This window comes from Devosia oryziradicis (genome assembly GCF_016698645.1).
In the GTDB taxonomy this organism is placed as follows: Bacteria; Pseudomonadota; Alphaproteobacteria; order Rhizobiales; family Devosiaceae; genus Devosia; species Devosia oryziradicis.
In genome coordinates this window covers 258,630-283,526 of sequence record NZ_CP068047.1, presented here as the reverse complement: position 1 = coordinate 283,526, position 24,897 = coordinate 258,630, and the positions used below count along the sequence as shown (strand labels likewise).

27 protein-coding genes and 1 tRNA gene are annotated in these 24,897 nt (G+C 63.3%); 19 read left to right on the top strand and 9 right to left on the bottom strand.

The genetic code is table 11. From position 1 onward, the window contains the following. Positions 1-29: 29 nt before the first annotated feature. Positions 30-899 (bottom strand): extensin-like domain-containing protein, encoded by an 870-nt coding sequence (locus tag JI749_RS01315; protein ID WP_201657710.1) that lies wholly within the window; start codon positions 897-899, stop codon positions 30-32. 102 nt (positions 900-1,001) lie between these two features. Between JI749_RS01315 and lepA the strand changes: the two genes are divergently transcribed. The 14 genes from lepA to JI749_RS01245 all read left to right on the top strand — a co-directional run bounded on the left by lepA (position 1,002) and on the right by JI749_RS01245 (position 12,625). Then, a complete protein-coding gene (gene lepA, locus JI749_RS01310; protein WP_201657707.1) occupies positions 1,002-2,807 on the top strand; it encodes a translation elongation factor 4 in 1,806 nt (601 codons plus the stop codon). 107 nt (positions 2,808-2,914) lie between these two features. Next, entirely contained in the window at positions 2,915-4,756 is a 1,842-nt protein-coding gene (locus JI749_RS01305) for an ATP-dependent nuclease (protein ID WP_201657668.1), read from the top strand. A 19-nt stretch (positions 4,757-4,775) separates the two neighbouring features. Beyond that, positions 4,776-5,402 (top strand): hypothetical protein, encoded by a 627-nt coding sequence (locus JI749_RS01300; protein WP_201657664.1) that lies wholly within the window; start codon positions 4,776-4,778, stop codon positions 5,400-5,402. A 586-nt stretch (positions 5,403-5,988) separates the two neighbouring features. Further along, the gene (locus JI749_RS01295; RefSeq protein WP_201657661.1) at positions 5,989-6,381 is read left to right on the top strand and encodes a hypothetical protein; all 393 of its coding nucleotides are present in this window, start codon (positions 5,989-5,991) and stop codon (positions 6,379-6,381) included. An 84-nt stretch (positions 6,382-6,465) separates the two neighbouring features. After that, a complete protein-coding gene (locus JI749_RS01290; RefSeq protein WP_201657658.1) occupies positions 6,466-6,660 on the top strand; it encodes a hypothetical protein in 195 nt (64 codons plus the stop codon). A gap of 10 nt (positions 6,661-6,670) precedes the next feature. After that, complete coding sequence (locus tag JI749_RS01285) at positions 6,671-7,135, top strand: glutathione peroxidase (protein ID WP_201657655.1); 465 nt, start codon at positions 6,671-6,673, stop codon at positions 7,133-7,135. 179 nt (positions 7,136-7,314) lie between these two features. Beyond that, positions 7,315-7,956 (top strand): DUF1236 domain-containing protein, encoded by a 642-nt coding sequence (locus tag JI749_RS01280; RefSeq protein ID WP_201657652.1) that lies wholly within the window; start codon positions 7,315-7,317, stop codon positions 7,954-7,956. Positions 7,957-8,040: 84 nt separating this feature from the next. Next, positions 8,041-8,505: a Crp/Fnr family transcriptional regulator gene (locus JI749_RS01275; RefSeq protein WP_201657649.1), complete on the top strand. Its 465-nt coding sequence runs from the start codon at positions 8,041-8,043 to the stop codon at positions 8,503-8,505. A gap of 3 nt (positions 8,506-8,508) precedes the next feature. Next, positions 8,509-8,805 (top strand): SelT/SelW/SelH family protein, encoded by a 297-nt coding sequence (locus tag JI749_RS01270; protein WP_201657646.1) that lies wholly within the window; start codon positions 8,509-8,511, stop codon positions 8,803-8,805. An 87-nt stretch (positions 8,806-8,892) separates the two neighbouring features. Beyond that, the gene (locus JI749_RS17615) at positions 8,893-9,261 is read left to right on the top strand and encodes a YegP family protein (protein WP_201657642.1); all 369 of its coding nucleotides are present in this window, start codon (positions 8,893-8,895) and stop codon (positions 9,259-9,261) included. 70 nt (positions 9,262-9,331) lie between these two features. After that, positions 9,332-10,135, top strand: coding sequence for a transporter substrate-binding domain-containing protein (locus JI749_RS01260; RefSeq protein ID WP_201657639.1), 804 nt, complete (start codon positions 9,332-9,334; stop codon positions 10,133-10,135). 189 nt (positions 10,136-10,324) lie between these two features. Further along, a complete protein-coding gene (locus tag JI749_RS01255) occupies positions 10,325-11,125 on the top strand; it encodes an amino acid ABC transporter permease (RefSeq protein ID WP_201657636.1) in 801 nt (266 codons plus the stop codon). A gap of 193 nt (positions 11,126-11,318) precedes the next feature. Beyond that, the gene (locus JI749_RS01250; RefSeq protein WP_201657633.1) at positions 11,319-11,819 is read left to right on the top strand and encodes a CreA family protein; all 501 of its coding nucleotides are present in this window, start codon (positions 11,319-11,321) and stop codon (positions 11,817-11,819) included. A 170-nt stretch (positions 11,820-11,989) separates the two neighbouring features. Continuing rightward, positions 11,990-12,625, top strand: coding sequence for a peroxiredoxin (locus tag JI749_RS01245; RefSeq protein WP_201657630.1), 636 nt, complete (start codon positions 11,990-11,992; stop codon positions 12,623-12,625). Between the two features lie 92 nt (positions 12,626-12,717). Here the strand turns inward: JI749_RS01245 and JI749_RS01240 are convergent, their stop codons facing one another. Next, positions 12,718-14,142: an MFS transporter gene (locus JI749_RS01240; RefSeq protein ID WP_233280825.1), complete on the bottom strand. Its 1,425-nt coding sequence runs from the start codon at positions 14,140-14,142 to the stop codon at positions 12,718-12,720. Positions 14,143-14,291: 149 nt separating this feature from the next. Here JI749_RS01240 and JI749_RS01235 point away from each other — a divergent pair, with 149 nt between their 5' ends. Beyond that, positions 14,292-16,079, top strand: coding sequence for a hypothetical protein (locus JI749_RS01235; protein WP_201657624.1), 1,788 nt, complete (start codon positions 14,292-14,294; stop codon positions 16,077-16,079). Here JI749_RS01235 and JI749_RS01230 read toward each other — a convergent pair. The 3 genes from JI749_RS01230 to JI749_RS01220 form a co-directional block, all read right to left on the bottom strand. Then, entirely contained in the window at positions 16,076-16,444 is a 369-nt protein-coding gene (locus tag JI749_RS01230) for an MmcQ/YjbR family DNA-binding protein (protein WP_233280824.1), read from the bottom strand. The two genes, JI749_RS01235 and JI749_RS01230, sit on opposite strands and share 4 nt — an antisense overlap. 81 nt (positions 16,445-16,525) lie before the next feature. Then, the gene (gene msrA, locus JI749_RS01225; protein ID WP_201657621.1) at positions 16,526-17,182 is read right to left on the bottom strand and encodes a peptide-methionine (S)-S-oxide reductase MsrA; all 657 of its coding nucleotides are present in this window, start codon (positions 17,180-17,182) and stop codon (positions 16,526-16,528) included. Between the two features lie 59 nt (positions 17,183-17,241). Further along, the gene (locus tag JI749_RS01220; protein WP_201657618.1) at positions 17,242-17,565 is read right to left on the bottom strand and encodes a hypothetical protein; all 324 of its coding nucleotides are present in this window, start codon (positions 17,563-17,565) and stop codon (positions 17,242-17,244) included. 241 nt (positions 17,566-17,806) lie between these two features. Between JI749_RS01220 and JI749_RS01215 the strand changes: the two genes are divergently transcribed. Continuing rightward, positions 17,807-17,896: transfer RNA gene (locus JI749_RS01215), tRNA-Ser, on the top strand. 157 nt (positions 17,897-18,053) lie between these two features. On the opposite strand, the gene JI749_RS01210 is transcribed toward JI749_RS01215, so the two are convergent. The 4 genes from JI749_RS01210 to JI749_RS01195 form a co-directional block, all read right to left on the bottom strand. Continuing rightward, positions 18,054-19,097, bottom strand: a complete 1,044-nt coding sequence (locus JI749_RS01210; RefSeq protein WP_201657615.1) for a sensor histidine kinase — start codon at positions 19,095-19,097, stop codon at positions 18,054-18,056. 3 nt (positions 19,098-19,100) lie between these two features. Beyond that, entirely contained in the window at positions 19,101-19,547 is a 447-nt protein-coding gene (locus JI749_RS01205) for a response regulator (RefSeq protein ID WP_201657612.1), read from the bottom strand. Beyond that, positions 19,544-21,037: a sensor histidine kinase gene (locus JI749_RS01200; RefSeq protein ID WP_201657609.1), complete on the bottom strand. Its 1,494-nt coding sequence runs from the start codon at positions 21,035-21,037 to the stop codon at positions 19,544-19,546. Before JI749_RS01200 ends, JI749_RS01205 begins: the two co-directional genes overlap by 4 nt. A 151-nt stretch (positions 21,038-21,188) precedes the next feature. After that, the gene (locus JI749_RS01195) at positions 21,189-21,776 is read right to left on the bottom strand and encodes an SH3 domain-containing protein (protein ID WP_201657606.1); all 588 of its coding nucleotides are present in this window, start codon (positions 21,774-21,776) and stop codon (positions 21,189-21,191) included. 239 nt (positions 21,777-22,015) lie between these two features. Between JI749_RS01195 and JI749_RS01190 the strand changes: the two genes are divergently transcribed. From JI749_RS01190 to JI749_RS01180, 3 genes are all read left to right on the top strand, one after another. Next, positions 22,016-22,981, top strand: a complete 966-nt coding sequence (locus JI749_RS01190; protein ID WP_407644918.1) for an ABC transporter permease — start codon at positions 22,016-22,018, stop codon at positions 22,979-22,981. Continuing rightward, entirely contained in the window at positions 22,978-23,727 is a 750-nt protein-coding gene (locus JI749_RS01185) for an ATP-binding cassette domain-containing protein (protein ID WP_201657600.1), read from the top strand. The genes JI749_RS01190 and JI749_RS01185 overlap by 4 nt, the downstream gene beginning before the upstream one ends. A gap of 80 nt (positions 23,728-23,807) precedes the next feature. Then, a complete protein-coding gene (locus tag JI749_RS01180) occupies positions 23,808-24,731 on the top strand; it encodes a sugar ABC transporter substrate-binding protein (RefSeq protein WP_201657597.1) in 924 nt (307 codons plus the stop codon). Positions 24,732-24,897: the final 166 nt, after the last annotated feature.

The window sequence follows — 24,897 nt, the reverse complement described above, 5'->3', positions numbered from 1 at the left end:
TTCCCCTCTCCCCTGGGGAGGGGGTTGCCTCATTCGCAGATCCGCGCCGTGCAGGTCTGCCCGTGGCAGCCTAGGTCCAGGTGCAGGTGATCCTTGTGCTCGGCATTGGCCTCGGGCCCCAGTACCGTGGTAAAGCCGCCGCAGGCCGCGTCATGCGCCAGCCGCAGCAGCCGGCCTTCGGGCGCCGGGCCCGGCAGCCACTGCCCCTCGACGCCGATGCTGCGTCCGTCCTCGAGCGTGAAGCCGGTCACATCCACCGCATTGGCAAAGCCGTGCTCGGAGGTGAAGCCGTCGCTGGCATTGTTCCGGTTCCGGCACATATAGCTGGTGCCGGTATCGACCTGCGCCAGCCGGCTGCCCAGCATCGCCTCGGCATAGCCATCCACATCGGCGACCCAGCCGGGCAGGGCGCTGGCCATCTGGCAATTGGTCGTCACCGGGCTCGAGAGCGGCACCATCCGCCCCCGGCTCAGCACCGCCGTCACGGTGAGCGGCGACTGTTCCCCGCATATCCCCTCGCTCAGCGGCGGCGCCATCTCGGCCTCCACCAGCCCCTGGAGCACCGCCGGACACGCCGCCTGATACATCCGCTCCGGCTCGGCTGCGGTCTCCGGCTCAACCGCTGGCGCCGCCTCGACCTCAGCCTCCGCCTCTGGCGTCACCGCTGGCGCTGCCGGCTGCACCACATCAGGGCTGTCAGGCAGATCCGGCGGTCGCGGCCGCGGAATGGGGGCCACTTCCGCCGGCTTGGGCGCGGCGGCTTGCGGACGCTGCGGCGCTGGCGCCGGGCGGGTGATCTGGTCGACCAGGTCCTCCAGCGGCCCCAGCAGATCCTGCGCCCCTACAGGGATCGGCAATAGCAGCGGCAGGACGATGGCGAGTGCGGTGAGCTTGTGCATCTCCCCCTAACGCATCAGCCATGCAAAAGGCACCGCGCTCGCGCTGTTAACCGGCGCTAAACCATCTTTCTCCCCCACCCCGCTTCTGCTATCAGCGCCCCTATGACAACGCCGCTTTCCCGCATCCGCAATTTCTCCATCGTCGCCCATATCGACCATGGCAAATCCACCCTGGCCGACCGGCTCATCCAGATGACCGGCGGGCTGGAGGCCCGCGAGATGAAGGAGCAGGTGCTCGACTCCATGGATATCGAGCGCGAGCGCGGCATCACCATCAAGGCGCAGACGGTGCGCCTCAGCTACAAGGCGCAGGACGGCGAGACCTATATCCTCAACCTCATCGACACGCCCGGCCACGTCGACTTCGCCTACGAAGTCTCCCGCTCCATGGCCGCCGTCGAGGGCTCGCTGCTGGTCGTCGACGCCTCCCAGGGCGTCGAGGCGCAGACCCTGGCCAATGTCTACCACGCGCTCGACGCCAACCACGAAATCGTCCCCGTCCTCAACAAGGTCGATCTGCCCGCCGCCGATATCCCGCGGGTGAAATCCCAGATCGAGGACGTGATCGGCATCGATGCCTCCGACGCGCTCGAAATCTCGGCCAAATCCGGCTTCGGCATCGACACCGTGCTCGAAGCCATCGTCACCCGCCTGCCCGCCCCCAAGGGCGATATCGATGCCCCGCTCAAGGCGCTGCTGGTCGATTCCTGGTACGACACCTATCTCGGCGTCGTCGTCCTCGTCCGCATCATCGATGGGGTGATGAAGAAGGGCCAGAAGATCCGCATGATGGCCTCGGGCGCCGTCTACGAGCTCGATCGCGTTGCCGTGCAGACCCCCAAGCTGGTCGAGGTCAAGGAACTCACCCCCGGCGAGCTGGGCGTCTTCACCGCCTCGATCAAGGAAGTCGCCGATACCAATGTCGGCGATACCATCACCGATGATCGCAAGCCCACGTCAACGGCGCTGCCCGATTTCCGCCCGGCCCAGCCGGTGGTGTTCTGCGGCCTCTTCCCGGTCGATGCCTCCGATTTCGACGAGCTGCGCGCCGCCATGGGCAAGCTCCGTCTCAACGATGCCAGCTTCTCCTTCGAGATGGAAACGTCAGCCGCCCTCGGCTTCGGCTTCCGCTGCGGTTTCCTGGGGCTGCTGCATCTCGAAATCATCCAGGAGCGGCTCTCCCGCGAGTTCGATCTCGACCTCATCGCCACCGCCCCCTCGGTGGTCTACGAGGTGGCGCTGACCAATGGCGAGACCATGCACCTGCATAATCCCGCCGATCTGCCCGATGTGATGAAGATCGCGGAAATCCGCGAGCCCTGGATCAAGGCGACCATCCTCACCCCCGACGAATATCTGGGCGCCATCCTCAAGCTCTGCCAGGATCGCCGCGGCATCCAGCGGAACCTCAGCTATGTCGGCAACCGCGCCATGGTGGAATACGATCTGCCGCTCAACGAAGTGGTGTTCGATTTCTACGATCGGCTGAAGTCCATCTCCAAGGGCTATGCCAGCTTCGATTATACCCTGTCCGATCACCGCGTCGGAGACCTGGTCAAGCTCAGCATCCTGGTCAATGCCGAACCCGTCGACGCCCTCTCGATGCTCGTGCACCGCACCGTCGCCGAGTCGCGCGGCCGCATCATGTGCGAAAAGCTCAAGGAGCTGATCCCGCCCCATCTGTTCGTGATCCCGATCCAGGCCGCCATCGGCGGCAAGATCATCGCCCGCGAAACCGTCCGCGCCATGCGCAAGGACGTGACGGCCAAATGCTACGGCGGCGACGCGACCCGTAAGCGCAAACTGCTGGAAAAGCAGAAGGCGGGCAAGAAGCGCATGCGGCAGTTCGGGTCGGTGGAGATTCCCCAGGAGGCGTTCATCAAGGCGCTGAAGATGGGGGATGACTAGAGGCTCCAACTTGTCTCTAGGTTGGACAAGGAAGCGATGGCACTCTGGTCTCTGGATCGCCTCGGCCGGGCAGCACTCTAGCAAAGATTGCGTGGCGGAGGTGTACCATGAGAATTTCGTTCTTCAGGGTCGAAGGCTTTCAGGGATTTTCGAACTCTGGGACCGTGGAGCTTACCAAGGGCATCAACTTGGTGGTCGGTCAGAACAATTCCGGTAAGAGCGCATTACTCCGCTCGCTGCATAGTCTTTCTGACGATCGACACAAGAACGCATCGGCGTACGAAGATCATTTTCTAGCGTCGCCGAAATTGACACTGGCAATTGTGCTCACGGGGTTTGAGCTTCGTGATGCTCTTCTTCGTGCTGGCAGCCAATTCCACATCCCAGTTCCGCAAACCTATCACGGCCGGGCTGGCGAGTATGCCGATAAATTGCTAAATTCAGCGGAAGTATTAATTGCCCTACAGCGTTACGCGGGCAACGCGAACTTCCAGCCAGTTGGATACCCAAGTCACACTGACGACGAATTTACAAATGCACGGGCGAAAGTGTCTGTGTTGATGCAAGGCACCGGCGGTCATCTCCAGGCAATTGAACAAACTAGCAGCGCCGACGGTCTGCCTGACTTGGCGTCCCAAGTTTGGAACCGCAAGCTGTTCCATTTCGATGCCGAAAGAATGAATGTCGGCCGATATGCCTCCGAAAACCACAAGCGTCTTGGTCCAAGTGCCGCAAACTTACCTGCGGTTCTGGCCACGCTTCGATTCGAGCGGCCAGCGCTATTCGACCGGCTTGTAAGCCACTTAAGGGATGTTTTGCCAACCGTTGGCGGCCTAAGCGTTGGGCCTGCACAGAACCAAGGCAATACGCTCGAGATACGCGTCTGGCCGACGGACAACCAAGAACGAGTTGAACTGAGCTTTCCGCTCAGTTCAAGCGGTACGGGCGTGTCTCAGGTGCTAGCCATCCTTACCGCGGTAATGACTGTTGACGACGCGACAATCGTAATTGACGAGATAAATAGCTTTCTCCACCCGGCGGCGGTAAAGGCGCTGCTGCGCATATTGCAGACCGACTTTGCTCAACACCAATACATAATCTCTACCCACTCCGCCGATGTTATCGGAGCTAGTGGGGCAACTACACTTCATTTGGTGCGCCGCGAGGGGTACCAGTCTGTGGTTACGCCGCTAAACATTTCCAAAATTGATGAACTGCGAGACCTCACGGGCCATTTGGGTGTTTCTCTCTCTGACGTACTCGCGGCAGAGCGCATACTGTGGGTGGAGGGGCCGACCGAGGAACTGTGCTTTCCAAGGCTCTATGAGCTGGCAACAAGCCATTCAAAGCCGCGCGGCACGGTGATATCTGCGGTCGCGACAACTGGCGACCTAACCCGCAAGCGGGACCAAGAACTGGTCTCGGAGATCTATCAAAAGGTCAGCGAGGCCGCCCTCGTTGTCGCGGCAGCTACTTGTCTTGACCGCGAGCAGCATTCTGCGGACGAGCAAGCGGACATGAACCGAAAAGCGAGGGGCAGACTATTCTTCCTGCCACGCCGGCATATTGAGTGCTACCTTGTCGATCCCGAAGCAATTGCGGCCTTCATCAATGCGCGGGACATCTATGAAGGCACGACTGTCGATGCTTCCGCAGTGGCACAGGAGTTGGCCCGGCTCGCCTCCACTGCCAAACACAAAGTCGATCAGTGGAAGGACGATCTCACCGACGAGTCATGGCTAACGGAAGTCGACGCCGCAAACCTTATAGCAGCGACTTGTACGTCAATGAGTGAGGCAAGGGTGGCGTTCAATAAGAAAAAGGACAGCGAGTTCCTAATGCTGCACATGTTGGAGCACTCACCAGCTCGACTAGAAAAATTGGCCAGATTTGTGCGTGAGACCGTCGATACGCTCCAAACCCTTCCACCGCTTACGGCGCCAACTTAGGACGTCGGAGGAAGGCGCGATGAATTCGGACGATAGAAATCGGAAGATGCGGGTGTTGCTGGAGACTTACGCGACCGACAACATTCACAATGATCTATCAAACACCGCCAACTACTTTCGTCAGCGCATTGAGAGCCGCGTCAATAAGGGAGAACACGATGGGCTCTTCCTTGAAATGACCGCTGCCATAACGATGATTGCATTTAGCCTAGAGGCGAATGTTAATTTTGTCGGTCACTACAAGAAGGTGCCCGGCTTTAAGAAGCTGCAGAGCTTAGACGAGAAGCTTGCGGCGCTGATCACTCACCTTAAGATCGAGGCTGATTTCGAGGCCCGCCCATTCTCCACAGTCGCCCCGCTGAAGAAAATCCGCAACGCGTTGGCCCACGGTAAGCCGCGAACGCCACCGCCGCAAAAACAGGAGGTGGTAGGAACCTATGACGAAATCTACGCGAAGCAACGGATGCAGACCGAGTGGGAGAAGGCGATTAACCCAGAGTTTGTCGTGGTCGCTGATGACGACGTCGGCTCGATCTGGAAATTACTTCTAGAGAAGGCCGAAATCGAGATTTGGGACACGCTCAGCACGAGCGGGGGCGGCATGACATTCATCGAGTTTGTGGAGGAGGACGGCACAGGCGAATGAGCCCACCCGAGCGGGGGTTGCACGTTCTGACAAACTAATCCCCACCCCTCCACCCCGCCTTACCCTCTCCTGTCCGGCATCCCGCCGGGACAGGAGAAACCATGACCACACAAACCAGCCGCCCGCCTTTCGCGCCCGGCGCTCAAGGCCAGCCTGCCGGGCAGGCTGCGCCCCGTCCGCCAGCCATCGCGAAAAAACTTATCCCCGCCCGCCAGTGCCGCCCGCATACTCACCCCATTCCCGCACATCTACTGCGCGGTCGCGACGAACGGTCGTGTGCGGGATGTCGGTGGGGTCGGAGTCGTCCGGCCCGGCGGGGGAAACCCGGCAGCTGCGCTTGCGATACAGCGTACCTGGCCCGAACCCGTCTCAAATCCCGGCGTGATGGCGAGGCCCTTGCCTCATTTGTTTGCGGAATACCCGCACCGAGGCGATGGCCTCGCCATCCGAGCAGTTCCAGCCGGCGGCCCTGGCCGACCGGGGCTTTGGCGCGGCCTTTTACCTTTCGCTAACCTGCCCGCTTCCCGCCGGTGCCGATCTCGATTAAATCTGGAGCTGGCCGCTGGGCCGGGGGAGAAATCATCAGATGCGCATCATCCTGTCGTCCGTCGGCCTCGTCGCCGCTCTTGGCCTTGCTGGCTTGGCCACCGTGCAGCCCGCCTTCGCCCAGGCGCAGCCCATCGACGGCTATTGCGCGCAGATTTCCGACAATGACAAATATGCCTCCGACGGCTTTCCGCTGACCGATGCCGGCTCGATCCTGCGGCAGGACCGCGCCAACTTCCATCGCTACGGCACGCCCGATGCCGATGACTATGGCGACAACACTTTCGACACGGTCTCGGCCCGCGAGCGCATTCCTGCTATGTTCGACAATGGCAATATCGAGCCGGGCCTCGCCCGCAAGATCGTGCGCGGCTATCCCTATATCTGCGTCGACATCTACCGCAATTCGCTTTCGGTCTATACCGGCGGCTGATTAATCCCCGCCGGGCCGTGTTTGGTGTATAACGGGCGTGCCAGGGCCGGATTTCCTAGTCCTCAGCGGAACGGAGCCAGCCCAATGCATAAATACAAGATCGGCCAGACCCTCGACCTGCTGCCCAATCGCGGCAGCAGCACGCGCAAGGCGGGACAGTGCGAGATCATGGCCCTGCTGCCCTATGAGGGCCATACCGTGCAATATCGCGTCCAGGCCAAGGCCGAGAGCCACCTGCGCATCGTCGCCGAATCCGATCTGCGTCCGCTCACCAACTAGTCCAGTGTCCATGACCAGTCTTGCCGATTTCACCCTGCCGCGCCTCGATGGCACGCCCCAGCCGCTCTCGGCCTATGCCGGCAAAGTCGTGCTGGTGGTCAACACCGCCAGCCAGTGCGGCCACACCCCGCAATATCAGGGGCTCGAGGCGCTGTGGCGCCAATATGGGGACCGGGGCCTGGTCGTCCTGGGCTTTCCCTGCAACCAGTTCGGCGCCCAGGAGCCCGGCGCGGCCGACGAGATCGCCCAATTCTGCGAGGTCAACTTCGGCGTGAGCTTTCCTCTTTTCGGCAAGCTTGAGGTCAACGGTCCGGGCGAAAGCCCGCTCTATGGCTGGCTCAAGCAAGCCGAGCCGGGCGACGTCGAATGGAACTTCGCCAAGTTCCTCGTCGGTCGCGACGGGCAGGTCGTCGCCCGCTTCAGCCCCGATACCCAGCCGGCCGATCTGGCGCGGGACATCACGGCGGCGCTCTAGCGCTCGCCAGGCGCTGCTGTAGCCCATCGGCCACACCGGCGGGCGGCACTTGTCCCCATCCGGAACGAACCATCCAGACTGCCGTTGTCAGCGCACGGGGCGGAACTGGCGCGTCGCTTCTTCCGGGGCGCGCGCACCGCAAAGAGTGGTTTCGGCCACTTCGTGAAAGGACAACAAAAATGAAGAAGATTCTCCTGGCCTCCGTGGCCGCGCTTTCGCTCGCCGCTGCAGTCCCGGCCTTTGCCCAGGACAAGGTCGTGGGCGTTGAATCGGGCAATACCGAAGCTGGTGCCGTCATCGGCGCCACCGGCGGCGCCACCACCGGCGCCGTTGTCGGTGGCCTGCTCGGTGGCCCCATCGGCGCCGTGATCGGCGGCTTTGCCGGCGCCACCATCGGCGCCGAGGCGGGCATCGAAACCGCGAGCGTCGACTATGTCGTCGCCAACCCGGTCGAGCCCATCTATATCCAGGGCAATGCCGAGGTCGGCTTCGTCGTCCCCGCCGACGTCAACATCTACCCCATCCAGACCGACCCGGCCCACGGCTATATCTATGCCAATGACCGCGTCTGGATCGTCGACCTGCAGACCCGCACCCTGGTCTATTCGCCGGGCTACCTGGTGCCCCAGACCGCCGCCGACTATGCCGTCGCCAATCCGGTGACCTCGTTCGAGGCGCAGGGCGATGTGGTGGTGGGCTATGTGCTCCCCGATGGCACCGAAATCTCGACCATCCCGGATTCGCACTATGGTTATGTCTACCTCAACGACCGCCCGGCCCTGGTCGATGCCAACAGCCGCACCGTGATCTGGATCAACTGATCCAGCGCGCCGCCCGGATCATCCGGGCGGCTTTGCATTGATCGGCCATGTGGTTATACAGTCTCCCCGCAGGCGGAGGTGCACATGGCCGACATTCTTGATTATTGCCAGGGTCTCAAGCAGGTGACCTTCAAGGCGGGCGCCGTCATGCTGCCCGAGGGCGAGCGGATGGGAAAGCTCCTGGTGCTGGTCGAGGGCCAGGTGGAAGTCATCCGCGAACGTACCCAGGTCACCCATGTCGATGAACCGGGTTCGATCTTCGGCGAAATGGCCGTGCTGCTCGACATGCCCCATTCGGCCACGGTCAAGGCGCTCTCCGCCGTCACCGCCTACGAGATCCCCGATGCGCTGACCTTCCTCGACAGCCGACCGGAATTCTCGCTCCATATTGCCACCATGCTGGCCCGCCGGCTCTATTACACCACCTCCTACCTGGTCGACCTGCAGCAGCAGGCCGCTGGCAAGCGGCAGGATCTCGATCTGGTCGACCAGATTCTCGCCAGCCTGGTCGATCCGGCCGACGTCAGCAAGAAGCGCAAGAAGGCCTGATCGGTGGCCGAGACCAAGCCGAGCCTCACCATCACCTATTGCACCCAGTGCAACTGGCTGCTGCGCTCGGCCTGGATGGCGCAGGAAGTGCTCTCCACCTTCAGCTTCGAAATGGGCGAAGTTATCCTCCGTCCCGGTACCGGTGGCATATTCGAGATCTGGCTCGATGGTGACCTGATCTGGGAGCGTAAGCGGGATGGTGGCTTTCCTGACGTCAAGCAGCTCAAGCAGATGGTGCGCGATCGCATCGATCCCGATCGCAACCTGGGCCATATCGATGGCCACAAGGCCGCCATCTGATCGGGGCTTTTCTTCTGTCGTCACAAAGCTAAGCTGTTTCTCGCAAAGCGGCCTTCCGCGGCCGCTCCTGAGGAGGGCTTCTGCGTCATGCCACATCGCTTCAAGATCAGCGCCGCCAAGAACGGCGAGTTCGTCGCCAAGTTCGTCTACAATGCCGAAACCATGGTCTGGTCCGAGAACTACAAGTCCAAAGCCAGCGCCACCAACTGCATCGAGTCCATCAAGAAAAACGCGCCTGGCGCCGCCGTGGTCGATCTCACCAAGGGCGAGGAGGGCAAGGGTTATCGCTTCGAGCTGGTCGCCAGCAAGGACGGACAGACCTTCGTCCGTTTCGTCGCCGCCAATGGCGAGCCCATGGTGCGGTCCGAGACCTACAAGTCCCGCTCCAGCGCCAAGAACTGCATCAAGTCGCTCAAGGAACGCGCCGCCAAGGCCGAGACGCTCGACGAGGCATAAAGCCCATTCCCAAGTCTTGATGGCTTGGTCTAGTCTCCCGGCAAACCAAGCACCGGGAGATTGCCGCCTCATGCCTTCGTTCATCAAGTCGCTTGCCGTTGCCGCGGCGGTTTCCAGCCTCGGCCTTGGCGCCACCCAGGCCCAGGATGCCCTGCCCGATCTGGCGGGCCGCACCATCGTTGCCGTCACGGAAAACGCCTATGTGCCGCTCAATTTCGCCGATCCGGCAACCGGGGAGGGCATCGGGCTCGAATACGATCTCTTCAACGAGATCGCCAAGCGCCTCAATGCCAAGGTCGATTGGCAGCTCTCGAGCTGGGACGTGATGATCCAGGCGGTGCGCGACGGCCAGTTCGAGGTCGGCATGGACGGCATCACCATCAATGACGAACGCAGGAGCCAGGTCGATTTCTCCGACAGTTACCTGACCAGCCAGCAGCTCATGCTGGTCCGCGCCGACGAAACCCGCTTCACCGACGCGGCGACTTTCGCCGCCGATGCCAGCTTCCTGGTGGGCGCCCAGGCCGGCACCACCAATTTCTACGTCGCTGTTTACAATGTGCTCGATGGCGATGAAGCCAATCCGCGCATCAAGCTGTTCGATACCTTCGGCACCTCGGTCGCTGCCCTCCAGGCCGGCGACGTCGACACGGTCCTGATGGACCAGACCTCGGCTGATGGCTATATCGGCGCCAATCCGGGGGCGTTCAAAGTCATCGGCGAACCGCTCGGCACCGAGGATTTCGGCTTCATCTTCACCCCGGGTTCCGATCTGGTCGCACCGGTCAATGCCGCGCTGGCCCAGATCAAGGCCGACGGCACCATGGAGAAGCTGCAGCAGAAGTGGTTCTACGAGTACAACGCCGCGCAGTAGAAGCGGCCCTGCCAGTCGACACCCTCCCAATCACCGGCTCCACCCTCCCCTGGTGGGAAGGAAGCGAGATAGCACTTAGCGAAGCTAAATCCGTCTCCTCAAGCCTGATGCGTGGACACCCCACCCTTGATCCCTCCCCACAAGGGGGAGGGAGACGACTGCAACTTTGCGGGTACCACAAACCCAACAATGACCTACCGTCCCCGCCAGCCCTCCATCTTCTCCCGCACCCCCTGGTGGCTGCTCGCTATCGGGCTGCTCTTTGTCCTGGGCCTCTGGGCCATCACCAACGACACTGGCTACAGCCAGATCTTCCGCGCCCTCAGCGGCGGCGTCCTCACCACCATCTGGGTCACGCTGGTCGCCTTCTGCGCTGCAACCTTGATCGGCCTGCTGGTCGCCCTGGCGCGCACATCGGGCAATCGCATTCTCCGGGAAGTCGCGACCTTCTACGTCGAGATCATCCGCGGCATTCCGGTGCTGGTCTTCCTATTCTATGTCGCCTTCGTCGGCGCTCCTGCCATGGTCGGGGCGGTCAATTGGCTGCTGCAGCCCTTCGATACCACCATCACCGTGCGACAGTTCGATCTGGTGTGGCGTGCCATCGTCGCGCTCACCATCTGCTACTCTGCCTTTATCGCCGAGATTTTCCGCGCGGGGATAGAATCGGTCGACCGGGGTCAGCTCGAGGCCGCTCGCTCGCTGGGCCTTTCGCGTTGGAAGTGCTTTCGCCTCGTCACCTTCCCCCAGGCCCTGCGCACCATCCTGCCGCCGCTGGCCAACGATTTCGTCTCGATGATCAAGGATTCCGCGCTCGTCTCGGCCCTGGGCGTCCAGGACATTACCCAGCTGGGCAAGGTCTATTCCTCGGGCACGTTCCTATTCTTCGAGACCTATAACGTGGTGGCCTTCCTCTACCTCACCATGACGATATCGCTGTCCCTGCTGGTCCGCCTGCTCGAGCGTTACCTGCGCGACAATGCGCGGTGATTTCTCGACCGTTCCTCACGCACCGCGCGTCACCCTCGGGCTTGACCCGAGGGCTCTGCACTTCCGGCATTGGCAAGTATAGCCCCCTCGGGTCGAGCCCGAGGGTGACGACCGAGTTTGGATCGCTTTTTGCCCTTGGCCATTGCGCCCGCTGCCAAACATCCCATCTATTCCCGAACCGGAGGACACCCGCATGAACCGTCTCGCCACCCTCGCCATGGCTGCCGTCGCCGCCGTCACGCTCGCCGCCTGCGGCGACAGCCGCGAAGTAGGCAATGTGGGGGTGGACTGGACCGGTAACGACATCTCCATCGACGCCGTGGCCGATCCAGAGGTCGATGGCGTGGTCTGCCACCTCGCTTATTTCAACCGCTCCTTCATCGATCGCATCAGCCAGGGCAACTGGTTCGAGGATCCATCCTATTCCGCGCTCGATTGTTCAGTCACCGGCCCCATCATGATCGGCGATATTTCCACCCGCCCGGGCGGCGAGGAGATCTTCAAGGAAGGCCGCTCGCTGATCTGGAAGTCGCTGCGCGTCACCCGGGTCTATGACGCGGCCAACAATTCGCTCCTCTACCTCGCCCATGCCCGCGAGATTCAGCAGGGCTCGGGCAAGATGAGCCTCTCGGTCATTCCCCTGGCCGGCGAGCAGGTCACCTGGACCAATGGCGCACCGACGGCGACGCCCTAACGGCCGATTGCTGCTTTGCTGCGCTGCCGCGCCCACGTGGAAAGCCATGGCGCATTAACCGGCCAGAACATAAAAGCATTTCGCTCTCCGCGGCTGCCTTTGGCGGCGGGGAGGGCGATATTCTTAGCCAGACGATAGGGCCTGACAGGCCCGACAAGGAACAGGCAAAAATGGCAATTCTGATTGGCGATACCGCCCCCGATTTCACCGTCGACAGCACCGAGGGTCCGATCCATTTCCATGACTATATCGATGGTCACTGGGCCGTGCTGTTCAGCCACCCCAAGAATTTCACCCCTGTCTGCACCACCGAGCTCGGCTATACCGCCAAGCTGAAGCCCGAATTCGACAAGCGCGATGTCAAGGTGCTGGGTCTGTCCGTGGACAAGCTCGAGGACCATGGTGGCTGGGCCAAGGATATCGAGGAAACCCAGGGTGCTGCCCTCAATTTCCCGCTGCTGGCCGATACCGACCGCAAGGTCGCGACCCTTTACGAGATGATCCATCCCAATGCCGACAATTCGCTGACCGTTCGCTCGGTCTTCGTCATCGGTCCGGACAAGAAGGTGAAGCTCAAGATCGAATACCCGGCTTCGACGGGCCGCAATTTCGATGAGATTCTGCGCGTCATCGACAGCCTGCAGCTCACCGCCAAGCACTCGGTTGCTACCCCGGTCAACTGGAAGAACGGCGAGGATGTCATCATCGCCAGCTCCGTCTCGGCTGAGGCTGCCAAGGAGAAGTTCCCCAATGGCTGGAAGGAACCCAAGCCCTACCTTCGCATTGTTCCCCAACCCCGCGGCTGACGCGCCGCATCCGTTTTCTCCCTGACAGACTGGGCGGTGGTTGATCCACCGCCCTTTTTCTTTCACCTCTCCTCCAAAGGGAGAGGTGAAGCTCACCCCGCCGCAAAGCTCGAACTGGCATCCTGCGGCCGCACCATCCCTACCATGCGCCAGGCTGCGGCAAGGGCCAGGGCCGCCATCGCCACGCCGAGCATGTAGACCGGGATGATTGCCAGCTTCATTTCGGCCATGCCAACCGCCGTAGCCATGCCGGCCGAATTGGCCGCGACCCCCGCCAGTGCCGCGCCGATCGCGTTGCCGGCCGATTGGGTCGTCGGCATCAGCGCCGAGGTACGGTCGCGCTCGGCATCGCTGGCTGCTTCCATCATGGTGAGGTTGAGATACCCGTTTGAAATGCCGAAACCGCCCCCGATCGTCAGCTGTCCGACCACCACGATGGCTACCTGGTCCAATTGCAGCCCGATCAGCACCAGCAGCAGGCCCGTGCCGATCATGGCCGGCCCCAGCCGGATCAGCGTCTTGCGGGTCTCCTTGCTGCGCACATTGGCGACCGTGATGGCGGAGAAGCTCCAGGCCACCGCGAGCACCGCGGCGATGGCGCCCGCCACGGTGGGGCCATAGCCCCACATTTCCTGCACCACCAGCACCAGGTACACCGCCGATCCTGCCCCCGCGACGTTGATCAGCAGCACCATCCAGAGCCCGGTACCCACCACCGAGATGGGCCGGAATGCATCCGGCGGCATCAGTCGATCGCGGCTGCGGCCATCAAGCCAGACGGCGCCAACCAGCAGCACGGCCGCGGCGACCAGCAGGCCCGCTGCGGGCAGAGGGGCGGCCAGCCCGGCCAGCGCCACCAGCATGATGGCGGCGCCGATCACCAGGAGGCGCAGCCCGGGAAAGCTAACGACCTTGCGATCCTCCGGCGAATGCGCCGGCACCTTGACGGCCACCATGGCGGCAAACAGCAGCACCAGCGGCACATTGACCAGGAAGGCGGCACGCCAGGAAACCAGCTCGGTCAACAGACCCGCGGCGGCCGGCCCGCCAAAGGCGGCGATGGCCCAGATCATGGCCTGCAATCCGAACACCTTGGGCACAAGGCGCGACGGAAACAGTTCCGGAATCAGCGCAAAGCAGATGGCCGAGACCACACCCTCGCCCAGTCCCTGCAGGGCTCGCCCGACCAGCACCATTTCCATCGAGCTCGCGGTCGCGGCCACAACCGTGCCGGCCAGGAACACACCCGCCGAAACCAGCAGTGCCGTGCGCGCGCCCAGCCTCTGCTTGAGCAAAGCCGCGCCCGATCCGCCCACGATGGCAAACACCAGGAACAGCGTCAGCGCCCAGGAGATCAGCGCTACACCGCCCATTTCCTGCACCGCCGTCGGCAGCGAGATCGAAGCCAGAAACGCATTGAATGCCAGCAGCGCCACGCCCAAGCAGAGGATCAGCGTGACCGTGGCATAGCGCGGCGTGAAAATCTCGGCCCACCGGCCCTCGACAGTATCGGACATCATGAACTCGCAAATAAACAAGGACATTCTTGTTATATTGGCTGTGTGAGGATGGCAATTGCTTATTTGCCTCGCCCTCGCCGCCGCCTCCACCCCATCTTAACCGCGCCCGGTCCATGCTGAACGCCGTCCCAGCGCAGGATATTTTGTTGACCGACCAGCCTTCCACCCGGCTCGGCCCCGACCGCCGTCTCGTGCTGCTCGTCTTCGCGGCGGCCGCGGCGATTCTGGTGCTGCGCAGCCTGATCGGGCGTGCAGGCATGCCGTTCTTCGCCGATACCGACGACGCCATGCGCATGGTCATGGTCCGCGACTTCCTGGCCGGGCAGTCCTGGTACGATCTGACGGCCCATCGTCTCAACACGCCTTTCGGCGCCGAGCTGCACTGGTCCCGCCTGATCGACCTGCCGCTGGCGCTGCTGCTGGGACTGTTCGGAGCGGTGATCGGCCCCGACCAGGCGCTTGTCGCCGCGGGTTATGTCTGGCCGCTGCTCCTCCTGGGCCTGCTGCTCTGGCTCTCCGCCATCCTGGCACATCGGCTCGTCGGTCCTGAGGGTGTCCTCCCGGCTTTGGTATTGCCCCTGCTCAGCCCGGCCATCGTCGCCGAATTCACCCCCGGTCGCGTCGATCACCACAACGTCGTCATCCTGCTGACGTTGGCGGTGGTCTGGACCGGCGTCGAAGCCATCGCCCGTCCGCGCTTTGCGATTGCCTGCGGGCTCCTTGCGGCGACGGCCCTGGCCATCGCCACCGAATCCCTGCCCACGATCGCCGCGGCCATCCTGGTCATGGGCCTCGCCTTCACCGCCGACCCTATCCATGCGCGCAGCATGCGATGGTTCGGCCTGTCCTTTCTGGGCGGTGCCATGGTGCACCTGGCCATCTTCCGCCCACCGGTACGTTGGCTGGAGGCGGCCTGCGACGTGCTCTCCCCGGTCTATGTCGCGGTGGCCACGGTGGTCGCGGTCACCTTCACCCTGGCCAGCCTTCTGCCCTTGCGGACCGCCTGGCAGCGGCTCCTGGTTCTCGCCGGTCTCGGCGCCGCGGGTATGGCCGGCGTGGCGCTGGCCTATCCGCAATGCCTGGGCGGCCCCTATGGCGAACTTGACCCCTGGCTGCAGGCCAACTGGATCGCCAGCATCGTGGAGGCGCGACCCTGGTTCATCACCATCACCGAACTGCCCGCCTATGCAATATCGGTCGGCCTGCCCGCGCTGCTGGCCACGGCCATTGTCGTCGTCAGGCTCTGGCGCATGCCGCAGCAAAGGCCGCAATGGGCGGCCCTCCTGGTCTTCCTGGTCTGCACGGCGTTGGTCATGCTGGCGCAGATTCGCGGCGCCCGCCTGGCGGTCATGCCAGCCATGCCGGCGGCCGCCTGGCTCATCGTCGTGGCGCGCCAGCGCTACCTTGCCAGCCCGCGCCTGGGCACCATTGCCGGGCTGGTCGCCAGTTGGTTGGCTTTTGCCGGCATCGTCCTCTCCCTCCTGATCACCTCGGTGGTCAACGGCGTGCCCGGCCGCCCGCAGCAGATGGCCGAGGCGCGCGCGGGCAAGGAGCCCTGCCTGCTCCCGGAGGCTTTCGCCGACCTCCGTGCCTTGCCGCCGGAGCGCATCATGACGCCCATCGACCTGGGCGCCCATCTGCTGCTTTATACGCCGCACGAGGTGGTGGCCGCCCCCTACCACCGCAACCAGCACGGCGTCCGCGACGCCTACCGCTTCTTCAACGACCCGATCGCCACGGCCCGTTCCATCCTGCACGATCGCGGCATTGGCCTGGTCGTCCTCTGCCCGGCAATGGCCGAGGTCAGGGGGCTGCCCAGCCGCGCCGAAGACAGCTTCGCCAACCTTTACACCGCGGGCAAACTTCCCGACTGGCTGTCGGATGTCAGCCTCCCCGGCGCGACATTGCAGGTATTCGCGGTGCTGCCCGACTAGGCAAGGCCCAGCTCGGCGCGCACCTTGCGGCTCAGCTTGCTGGCCACGAGCCGGTGCGCCTCGGCAATATAGGCCTCCACCTCATCGCCGCGGAGCGGGCTGGCGGCAGATATGGCGACCCATCCGGCACGCGCGAAATAGGGCGCCGGCCGGATGCCATCCAGTTCGGTCAACAGCTCATAGGCCATGTCGGAAACCTTGAGCCAGACTTCGCCCGGGTCGCGATCGAGCAGCGCGAAGATCTTCCCGCCGATCTTGGCCACCGAATCGTCGCGCCACTGACGCACCAGCGTCGCCCTGGGCAGCGTCAGGATGAAGGCCTCGAAGCCGGGTCTCGTCATGATGGCGGGGTGAAGTGTGGTCATGGACGCGATCCTCGGCAAAAATAACGCCGGCCCGTTCCCGGACCGGCGCGCATCATGCGTTATTTCAAGTTCAGGATCGACCTATTCGGCCGCGACGCCCAGCCCGATCGGGCAACTGACGCCGGTCCCCTGCAACCCGCAATAGCCGCGCGGATTCTTCGCCAGATACTGCTGGTGATAGGTCTCGGCGTAGAAGAACTCGCCCGCCTGCGCGATCTCGGTGGTGATCCGGCCCAATCCCTGCTGGCTCAACGCCTGCTGGTAGGCATCCCGGCTCTTGCCGACCGCCTCGGCCTGCTCCGGCGTGGTGGTGTAGATGGCCGAGCGATACTGGGTGCCCACATCGTTGCCCTGGCGCATGCCCTGCGTGGGGTCATGCTCTTCCCAGAACGTCTTGAGCAGAGCCTCGAGGCTGATCTTGCTGGGGTCGTAGACCACCTTGACCGCCTCGGTATGGCCCGTCCGGCCGGAGCAGACTTCCTCGTAGCTCGGATTGGGCGTCGAACCGCCCTGGTAACCGACCGCCGTGACGATGACGCCCGGCAACTGCCAGAACAGACGCTCGGCGCCCCAGAAGCAACCCAGACCGAAATAGATGGTCTGGGCGCCCTCGGGGTAGGGCCCCTTGAGGGACTGGCCGTTGACGAAATGCTCGGTGGCAATCGGCATGGCCATGTCGCGGCCCGGCAGGGCCTGGCTGGCATCGGGAATGGTGGTGGGCTTGGATTTGAAGAACATGTCGTATCTTCCTTTCACCGCTTTATTCGCTGCACGCCCCGTCGAAGTTACAGCCGGGGCTAAATCTGGTCCGCGCGCAGGTAACGCTCGCGGCGCGGCTTTCGTCCCGCCAGGGCCAGCACGATTCCTGCCACCCCGAATACGGCAAAGGCGGGGTATTCCAGCACGGCCTTGAGCGCCGCATCGAGCAGGTCGGCGAAGAACCGGCTCTCGAAGAAGGCCTCGACCGCCAACAGGCTTGGCGGGTGCACCTGCGTCCACAGCTTTGCCAGGCTGGTATAGACCAGCGCATTGGCGCCAAGCGACTTGGTGCCGTCGACCACAAGCAGCACCAGCGCCAGGCCGATCAGCCAGGTGCCGGCAATTCGCAGAACAAGCCGCATTCATATTCCCTGTGCTTACGGGGATAAGCGGCCGCTGGCCCTATCCGTTCCGCCCCACGCACGGCTGTTTGTGCCATGCAGGGCGGTCTGCTCACAAGGTGGCAAGCGCCTGCGGCAAAAACAATCGTCATCGAGGCGTCGTGATCCCTTGCGCCTCGGACGTTGATAAGTATATTGCGCCTCGCTCGCGCCGGCCAACCAGCCGGCCCCCTGGCGTTTCCAGCCCAGGACAAGGCGATGCGGAGAGATGGCCGAGTGGTCGAAGGCGCACGCCTGGAAAGTGTGTAGGCGGGTAACCGTCTCAAGGGTTCGAATCCCTTTCTCTCCGCCATGCCTGTCTGTCGATGCAGGTGCTTGAAAGGTGGCACCAGGACCTATGCAGGCCAAGTCAGCGCACGTCTGCCACCAAATTGATTCCGAAGCATAAGTCCCAAGACCACCGCACAAGCTTTGGCAGGTGGGCCGGGCCCCGCACCATGGTGTACGGATCAGCGCGGCACGTTCGGAAAGTTCACCGTGACCACCGTTCCCGGCCGGCCGGCATGGTATGACAGCGTTCCGGCCAGGCTCTGGGCCATGGCCCTCACGATCCGGCTGCCCAGGCCGGTGCCTTGCGTTGGTCCGGAGCCGTCATAGCCCACGCCATCGTCCTCGACGCGCAGCACCGCATTGTCGTCCACTATCTCGGCAATGACGCGGATTTCGCCCTCGACATGGGCCGGATAGGCGTATTTCAAGGCATTGGTGACCAACTCGGTCACGACCACGCCGACCGAAGCCGCCTTTTCTGTGGGGATCGTCATCTGCTCGGCGCGCACCTTCAACCTGGTATTGGTGCCTGCAACCAGGTGGGTCGTTTCGAGCTCGCTGACTAGCGCGTTCAGATAGTCGTCGATCCGCACGAAGCGCACGTCTTCGCTGGTATAGAGGTGGCGATGCACCCCTGCGATCGCCTGAATTCTCGCCTGCGTTTCCGCCAGCGCCAGTTTGGCCTCTTCGTTGGCGATCGCATTGGCCTGTAGGCCGACCAGGGCGGCGACCATTCCCAGGCTATTGGCAACGCGATGATTGACCTCGCCCAGCAGGATCTCGGCGCGCTCGCGGGCGTCGCGCATCTCCCTTTCGGCGAGCGTCTTTGCCCGGCTCAGCTGCAGCACGCTCACGGCCTGTTCGACCGCGGCCGCAAGCAATTCCATGAAGTCGTGGTCGACCGATTTGAGCACATAGTCGCTGGCGCCGGCCTTGAGCGCGGCGATGGCAACGGCGGTTTCGGCCGTCGCGGTCAGGTACACCACGGCGGGTCGCTCGGGCAGCTGGCCGAGGGCCTGCAAGACGTCAAGTCCGGTCCCCGAAGGCAGGTAGTGGTCCAGTACCACCACGTCGATCCCACCGGCCGTGATACGGGCGAGGCCCTCGTCCCCGCTCGTCACATGCTCGAAGTGGAAGCCGCGCCGCTCCATGGCACGCTGCACCAGCCGCGCCAGGCCCGGATCGTCATCGATGTAGAGCACATGGGCCGTGCTGTGGGGCATGCCTCAGTCCGCTTCTGGAACCTGCATCACCGACACGAACAGGCCGAGCTGGCGGATGGCATTGGCAAAGCCGTCATAGTCGACCGGCTTGGTGATGTAGACGTTGGCGCCCAGATCATAGCAGCGCTGGATTTCGCGCTGGTCGTCCGTCGTGGTGAGGACCACCACCGGCGAGCGGCGCGTATGCTCGTTGGTCTTGACCTTTTCGAGGATGTCCACGCCGGTCATATCAGGCAGGTTGAGATCGAGCAGCACCAGCAACTGGCGTCCCTTGTTGACGGCACCGGTGCCGTCAGCGCCCATCAGGAATTCCAGGGCGGACGTACCGTTGACGAACGGAATGATCTCATTGGCGACTCCGGCGCGACGAATGTTCTTCTCGATAAGGCGAGCGTGGCCCTCGTCGTCCTCGATCATGATGATGGTGACCGGCTTGCCTTCGTTGTTCATGCGCTTTGACTCCCAGAATTGGCACGCAGCTCGCGCGGCAATGTGATGATGAACGTGGTTCCCGCCCCAAGCGTCGAACGCAGGGTTATGTCGCCGCCCAGGCTGCGGACCATCGTGCGGACATGGGCCAGACCTATGCCTTCGCCAGGCGAGTTCTGGACGCCGGCGCGACGGAACAGTTCGAAGACTCGTTCATGGTCGGACGGAGCAATGCCACGCCCATTGTCCTCGACCTCGATCTCGATCCGGTTGCCCGCCAGGTGTCGGGCCCGGATCGCCACGGCCAAGGGCCGATCGGGTTGACGATATTTGACGGCATTGTCGAGGAGGTTGCCCAGGACCTGCTCCAGGGACAGGCGGTCCGAAACAAGGCGTGGCACCTCGATATTGGAGGTGATGGTGCCGCCGCTGTCGACGACTTGGTGCTGCACTGCCGCTGCGCTGTTGTCGATCAGCTCCTGCAGGTTGAGCTGTTCCGGCTTGAGCTGCCGGCGCCCTTCGCGCGAAATCTTGAGGATGGCGTTGATCAGCCCGTCCATCTTGCGGGTGGCGGCGCGGATAAAGGTGATCGCCTCCGGAAGGTCCTCGGTCGCCGCGGTGCGCGCCTCGACGAAAGCCGGGTCGGGGTTGTCGGTGACCTTGGCCATGTAAGTTGACAACGTCCCCACGCTGCTTTCGAGTTCGCTGGTGAACCCCATGATGTTGACCAGGGGCGCGCGCAGGTCGTGCGTGACGATATAGGCGAAGCGCTGGATTTCCTCATTGGCCCGGCCCAGGTCTGAGGTGCGTTCGGTGACCCTGGCCTCGAGGGTGAGATTGGCGAGTTCGGTCTCGCGGCGGGCGGCTGCGATTTCTCGTGTATAGACGAGCACCGCCCAGGCTGCCCCGCCGACAACGGCAAAGATGATGAAGGCACCGATGATGGTGACCCAGCGCAGGGCCGTCGTGCCGTTGCGCTGATTTTCCAGTCCCTCGATGGTGCGTGCATCTGCGGCGTCGATGATCCCCGAGAAAATGGCGCGCGCTTCATCCATTGCCGCCTTGCCGCGGTCGGACCGAACGATTTCGATTGCTTGTTCGTAATCGCCCGCCTGCCCCAGCGCGATGGTGCGGGCCATTTCCTCGAGCTTGGTACTGATGCTGGCGCTCAGCTTTGCGGCAACGCCCTCGGCTTCCGGATAGGCGGACAGCACCTCGTCAAGCCGCTGGAGGAAGCCCGGTATTTCCGGCAGGGCGGCGTTATACGGCGCAAGGTAGCTTTCTTCGTGCGTCAGCAAATAGCCGCGCTGGCCTGTTTCCGCATCCTGCACGGCGTTGCGCAGGTTGACCGTTGCCGAACGCGCGACCCGCGAATTGGTCGTTTCATTGAACCAGTAGTTGTTTTGCTCGACCAGCCAGATCGTGGTTCCGACAATGCCTGCCAGGGCCAGGAAGCCAACGAGCAGCATCAAAACCGTCGATCGAACGAAGGCGCTAGCGGAAATGGGCAAACTGGAACTCCGACACCACAACCCGTCATGGCCGAAAGTCAAAGCTTGGGCAATCCTCTACCTGCCTATCGCGCAAATAGATTGTTGGCGGCGGTAAAGATCGTGGGAATTCCGAGTGACGGGGGCGGGCGGAGGGACGGTGTTCCCTGCCTCACGAACAGGTCGTGGCCTGGTTTGCGCAGAGATCGGTAATCCAGCCGCGTTTGGTCTGGCCGGTCGGATTGATCACCGTCACCTCCAGGAACGGGCCCCCGCAGGCATGCACCGTCTGCAGGCGAATGTCGGCCAGGTTCCAGGCATTGCCCGGGTCGTAGAGGCTGTTCATGTCGAGCACAGTCGCCGCATCCAGGGAGGGCCCGTCACGCAGCAGCGGATCCTCGATGTCGAACAGGACCAGCTTGGACGAAACCCAGCCCGGGCCGGTAAAGACCTTGTCGGGCGGCACATCGCCATAATCCTCTATGCGGGCGTCTCCGATCTGGAACCAGCCATCCTTGAACGCCAGCACAGGGAATTCGGGCGACCAGCCATAGTCCGAGCCGTCATCCACCGCCTTGAGCACCCCGATGATCTCATGGTCCGTGCCCGGGCCGCTGCGCACATTGGTGCCGGCGGGATCCTTGTCGTCCGAGTAGCCCCGAAAGTCGCAAATGTTACTGGCCGACACGGCAGGCAGGGCGGTTGCGACGAGGAGCAGGGCGGCCAGAGCCTGGGTCAGCAAAGGGAAGCGCATGGTCAAGATGTCAATCCGGTGGGCGACGCGGCTCCATCGCCCATGCTCGCTGAACCGGGGCTGAACGCTGGGCGAAATAATGACGAATGATGATTTAGTAATATCACTGATAATTTTCTTGCCGCCCCCAATCCCGTGCTTTATGGATAAAAGACAGCAGCAGGGAGCGACATTGTCGGCAGCAGGTGATCGGGCAGGACAACACACTGGCAAAGCCATCTGCCGAGCCGGCGGCAGCGCTGGCGATCTGGCTTAAGCTCCTCAGCGCCGGCCCCATTGCCATCCTCCTGGCGCTGATCGTCGTACTCTCTATCGCGGCGCCCAATTTCCTCACCCCGCGCAACATCTCCAACATCCTGGCCCAGACCGCAGTGATTGCAGTCGTCGCCATGGGGCAGCACCTGGTGATCCTGACCCGCGGCATCGACCTGTCCGTGGGGTCCAACCTGGCGCTCGCAACCGTGCTGGGTGCGCTGACCTGGCACACCACGGGGTCGGACATCCTGACCGTTCTTGCCATGCTGGCCAGCGGCGCCGGGGTGGGCGCCATCAACGGCATGTTCTATACCTTCGGCCGGCTGCCACACCCCTTCATCATCACCCTGGCCACGCTCAGCATCGCCAAGGGCACCGCCCTGCAGCTGGCCGACGGCCGGGCCATTCCCGGCATGCCCGATGCCATCAAGTTTCTCGGCGGCGGCTCGGTCCTGGGCGTCCCGGCCTCGTTTTTCGTCGTGCTGGGCGTGGCAGGGCTTATCCTGCTCATGGCACGCCGCATGGTCTGGGGGCGCTGGATCTACGCCGTGGGTGGCAAGCCCGAGGCTGCCCTGCGCATGGGCATCCCGGTCCGCGGCGTGTTGATCTCCACCTATGTCATGGCAGGACTTTGTGCCGGCGTCGGCGCCGTGCTCCTGGCAGGCCGCACCGACGCGGGCTCGCCCCTCTTCGGCAACCTGCTCGAACTCGACACCATCGCGGCGGTCATTATCGGCGGGGCCAGCTTCCTGGGTGGTCGCGGCCATATCGGCCATGCCCTGGTGGGCGCGGTGATGATCGGCGTCATCCGCAACGCCCTCAATTTGCTCAATGTCGACATCTTCTTCCAGCTCATCGCCATCGGCGTCGTGATCGTGCTGGCCGTCGAGGCCGACGTGCTGCGGACCTATCTCGAGGGGCGCGTCCGCACCCTGCGCGCGGCGAGGCTGCAATGACCAATCCCGTTATCCTCAGCGTCCGCAACGCCACCAAGCGCTTCGGCCCGGTCCTGGCGCTCAACGAGGTGAGCCTGGAAGCCCGTGCCGGCGAGGTCCTGGCGCTGCTGGGCGACAATGGCGCGGGCAAGTCGACGCTGATCAAATGCATCAGCGGCGTGCACCAGATCGACAGCGGCGATATCGCCATCGATGGTGTCGCCACCGCCATCCGCTCGCCAGCCGATGCCCGCTCGGCCGGCATCGAGACGGTCTATCAAGACCTCGCCTTGTTCGACAACCTGACCCCGGCGCAGAATTTCTATGCTGGCCGCGAACTGGCGGGACCGTCCTGGCTGCCCCTGGGGCTGCGCTTCCTCAAATCCCGGCAGATGGAAGAGCAAACCAGCCGCGTGCTGGATCGGCTCAAGGTCATCCTGCCCAAGCAGGATGCCACCGTGGCCCTGATGTCGGGCGGGCAGCGCCAGGCCGTGGCGGTGGCGCGTGCCAGCGTCTTTGCGCGCAAGGTGGTGATCCTGGACGAGCCGACCGCGGCCCTGGGCTTGCGCGAGTCGCGCAAGGTGCTCGATCTGGTGGCGCAGCTGCGCGACGAGGGCAATGCGGTGATCCTGATCACCCACAATATGGAGCATGTCACCGAACTCGCCAGCCGCGCCGTCGTGCTGCGGCAGGGTCGCAAGGTCGGCGAGATCGTCCCCACCAAGACAAACCAGCAGGAGCTCGTGGCGATGATCGTCGGAGCCTGATGCTGCACGCCATCGGCGCTCCGGGAGGGGCGCTGATAATCCCCGGTTGCCTGTGCAGCCGGTTCCCAGGGAGGAAACCCATGAAACTAAGGCATATCATCACGGGAGGGCTGGCGCTGATATTGGCCGGCGCCTCCCCGGTCCTGGCCGCGGACCCGGTCAAGATCGGCTTCATCACCAAGTTCCCGGTGGAGTTTTATTCCACCATGGAAGATGCGGCCAAGGCCTATGCGGCAGCACATCCCGATGTCGAGATCGTCTACGGCCAGGGCGCCTCGGGCGCCGATATCGAAGGCCAGATCGCCCTCATCGAATCGATGATCACCCAAGGCGTGCAGGGCATTGCCATCACGCCGGTCGATCCCACGGTTGCGGCCTCGCTCGACAAGGCCGTCGAAGCTGGCATCAAGGTCGTCCTGATGGACAACGACATTCCCGACTGGCTTGGCAAGACCGCCCTGGCCACGACCGACAACTACAGTGCCGGTCGCATTGCCGGTGAATATCTTAAGAGCGTGCTCAAGGACGGCGATACGCTGGGCATTCTCGAGGGCGTCCCCGGCGTTCCGGCCCTCGATGATCGCGTTACCGGCATGCTCAAGGGCCTGGCCGGCGGACTCGACATCCAGATCGTGGGCAAGAACAGCACCAACTGCGCCCAGGAAATGGGCCTGTCGGCTGCCGAAGACCTGCTGACCGCCAATCCCGATCTCAAGGCGATCTACGCGGCTTGCGGCCCGCCGGCCGTCGGTGCCGCACAGGCCATCGAAAATGCCGGCATTGCCGATGACGCCATCGTCCTGGTTGGCTTTGACGCTTGCTGCGGCGAGCTCGACCTGGTCGTCTCCGGCAAGGAAGATGCCACCGTTGCCCAGTTCCCCGCCAAGATGGGCGAACTAGGGGTGGAGACCCTGGTCAAGGCGATCCGCGGTGAAGAAGTGACCCTGCTCGTCGATACCGGCGCGGGCCTGGTCACCAAGGAAAACGTCGGCGACTTCCAGTAAGTCCCCGGCTGGGGCGGAGGGCGGGGTTTCCCTTTGCCTGCCCTCCGCACGTCCATGCCGCACGCAAGACCGGATTGATCAAAGCCAGTGGCGCGATAGATTGAGCTGTCCGATTCACAGCGGCGGCTTTGCTGCCGGGCGGCACATCGTCACCGCCCAGGGGAGA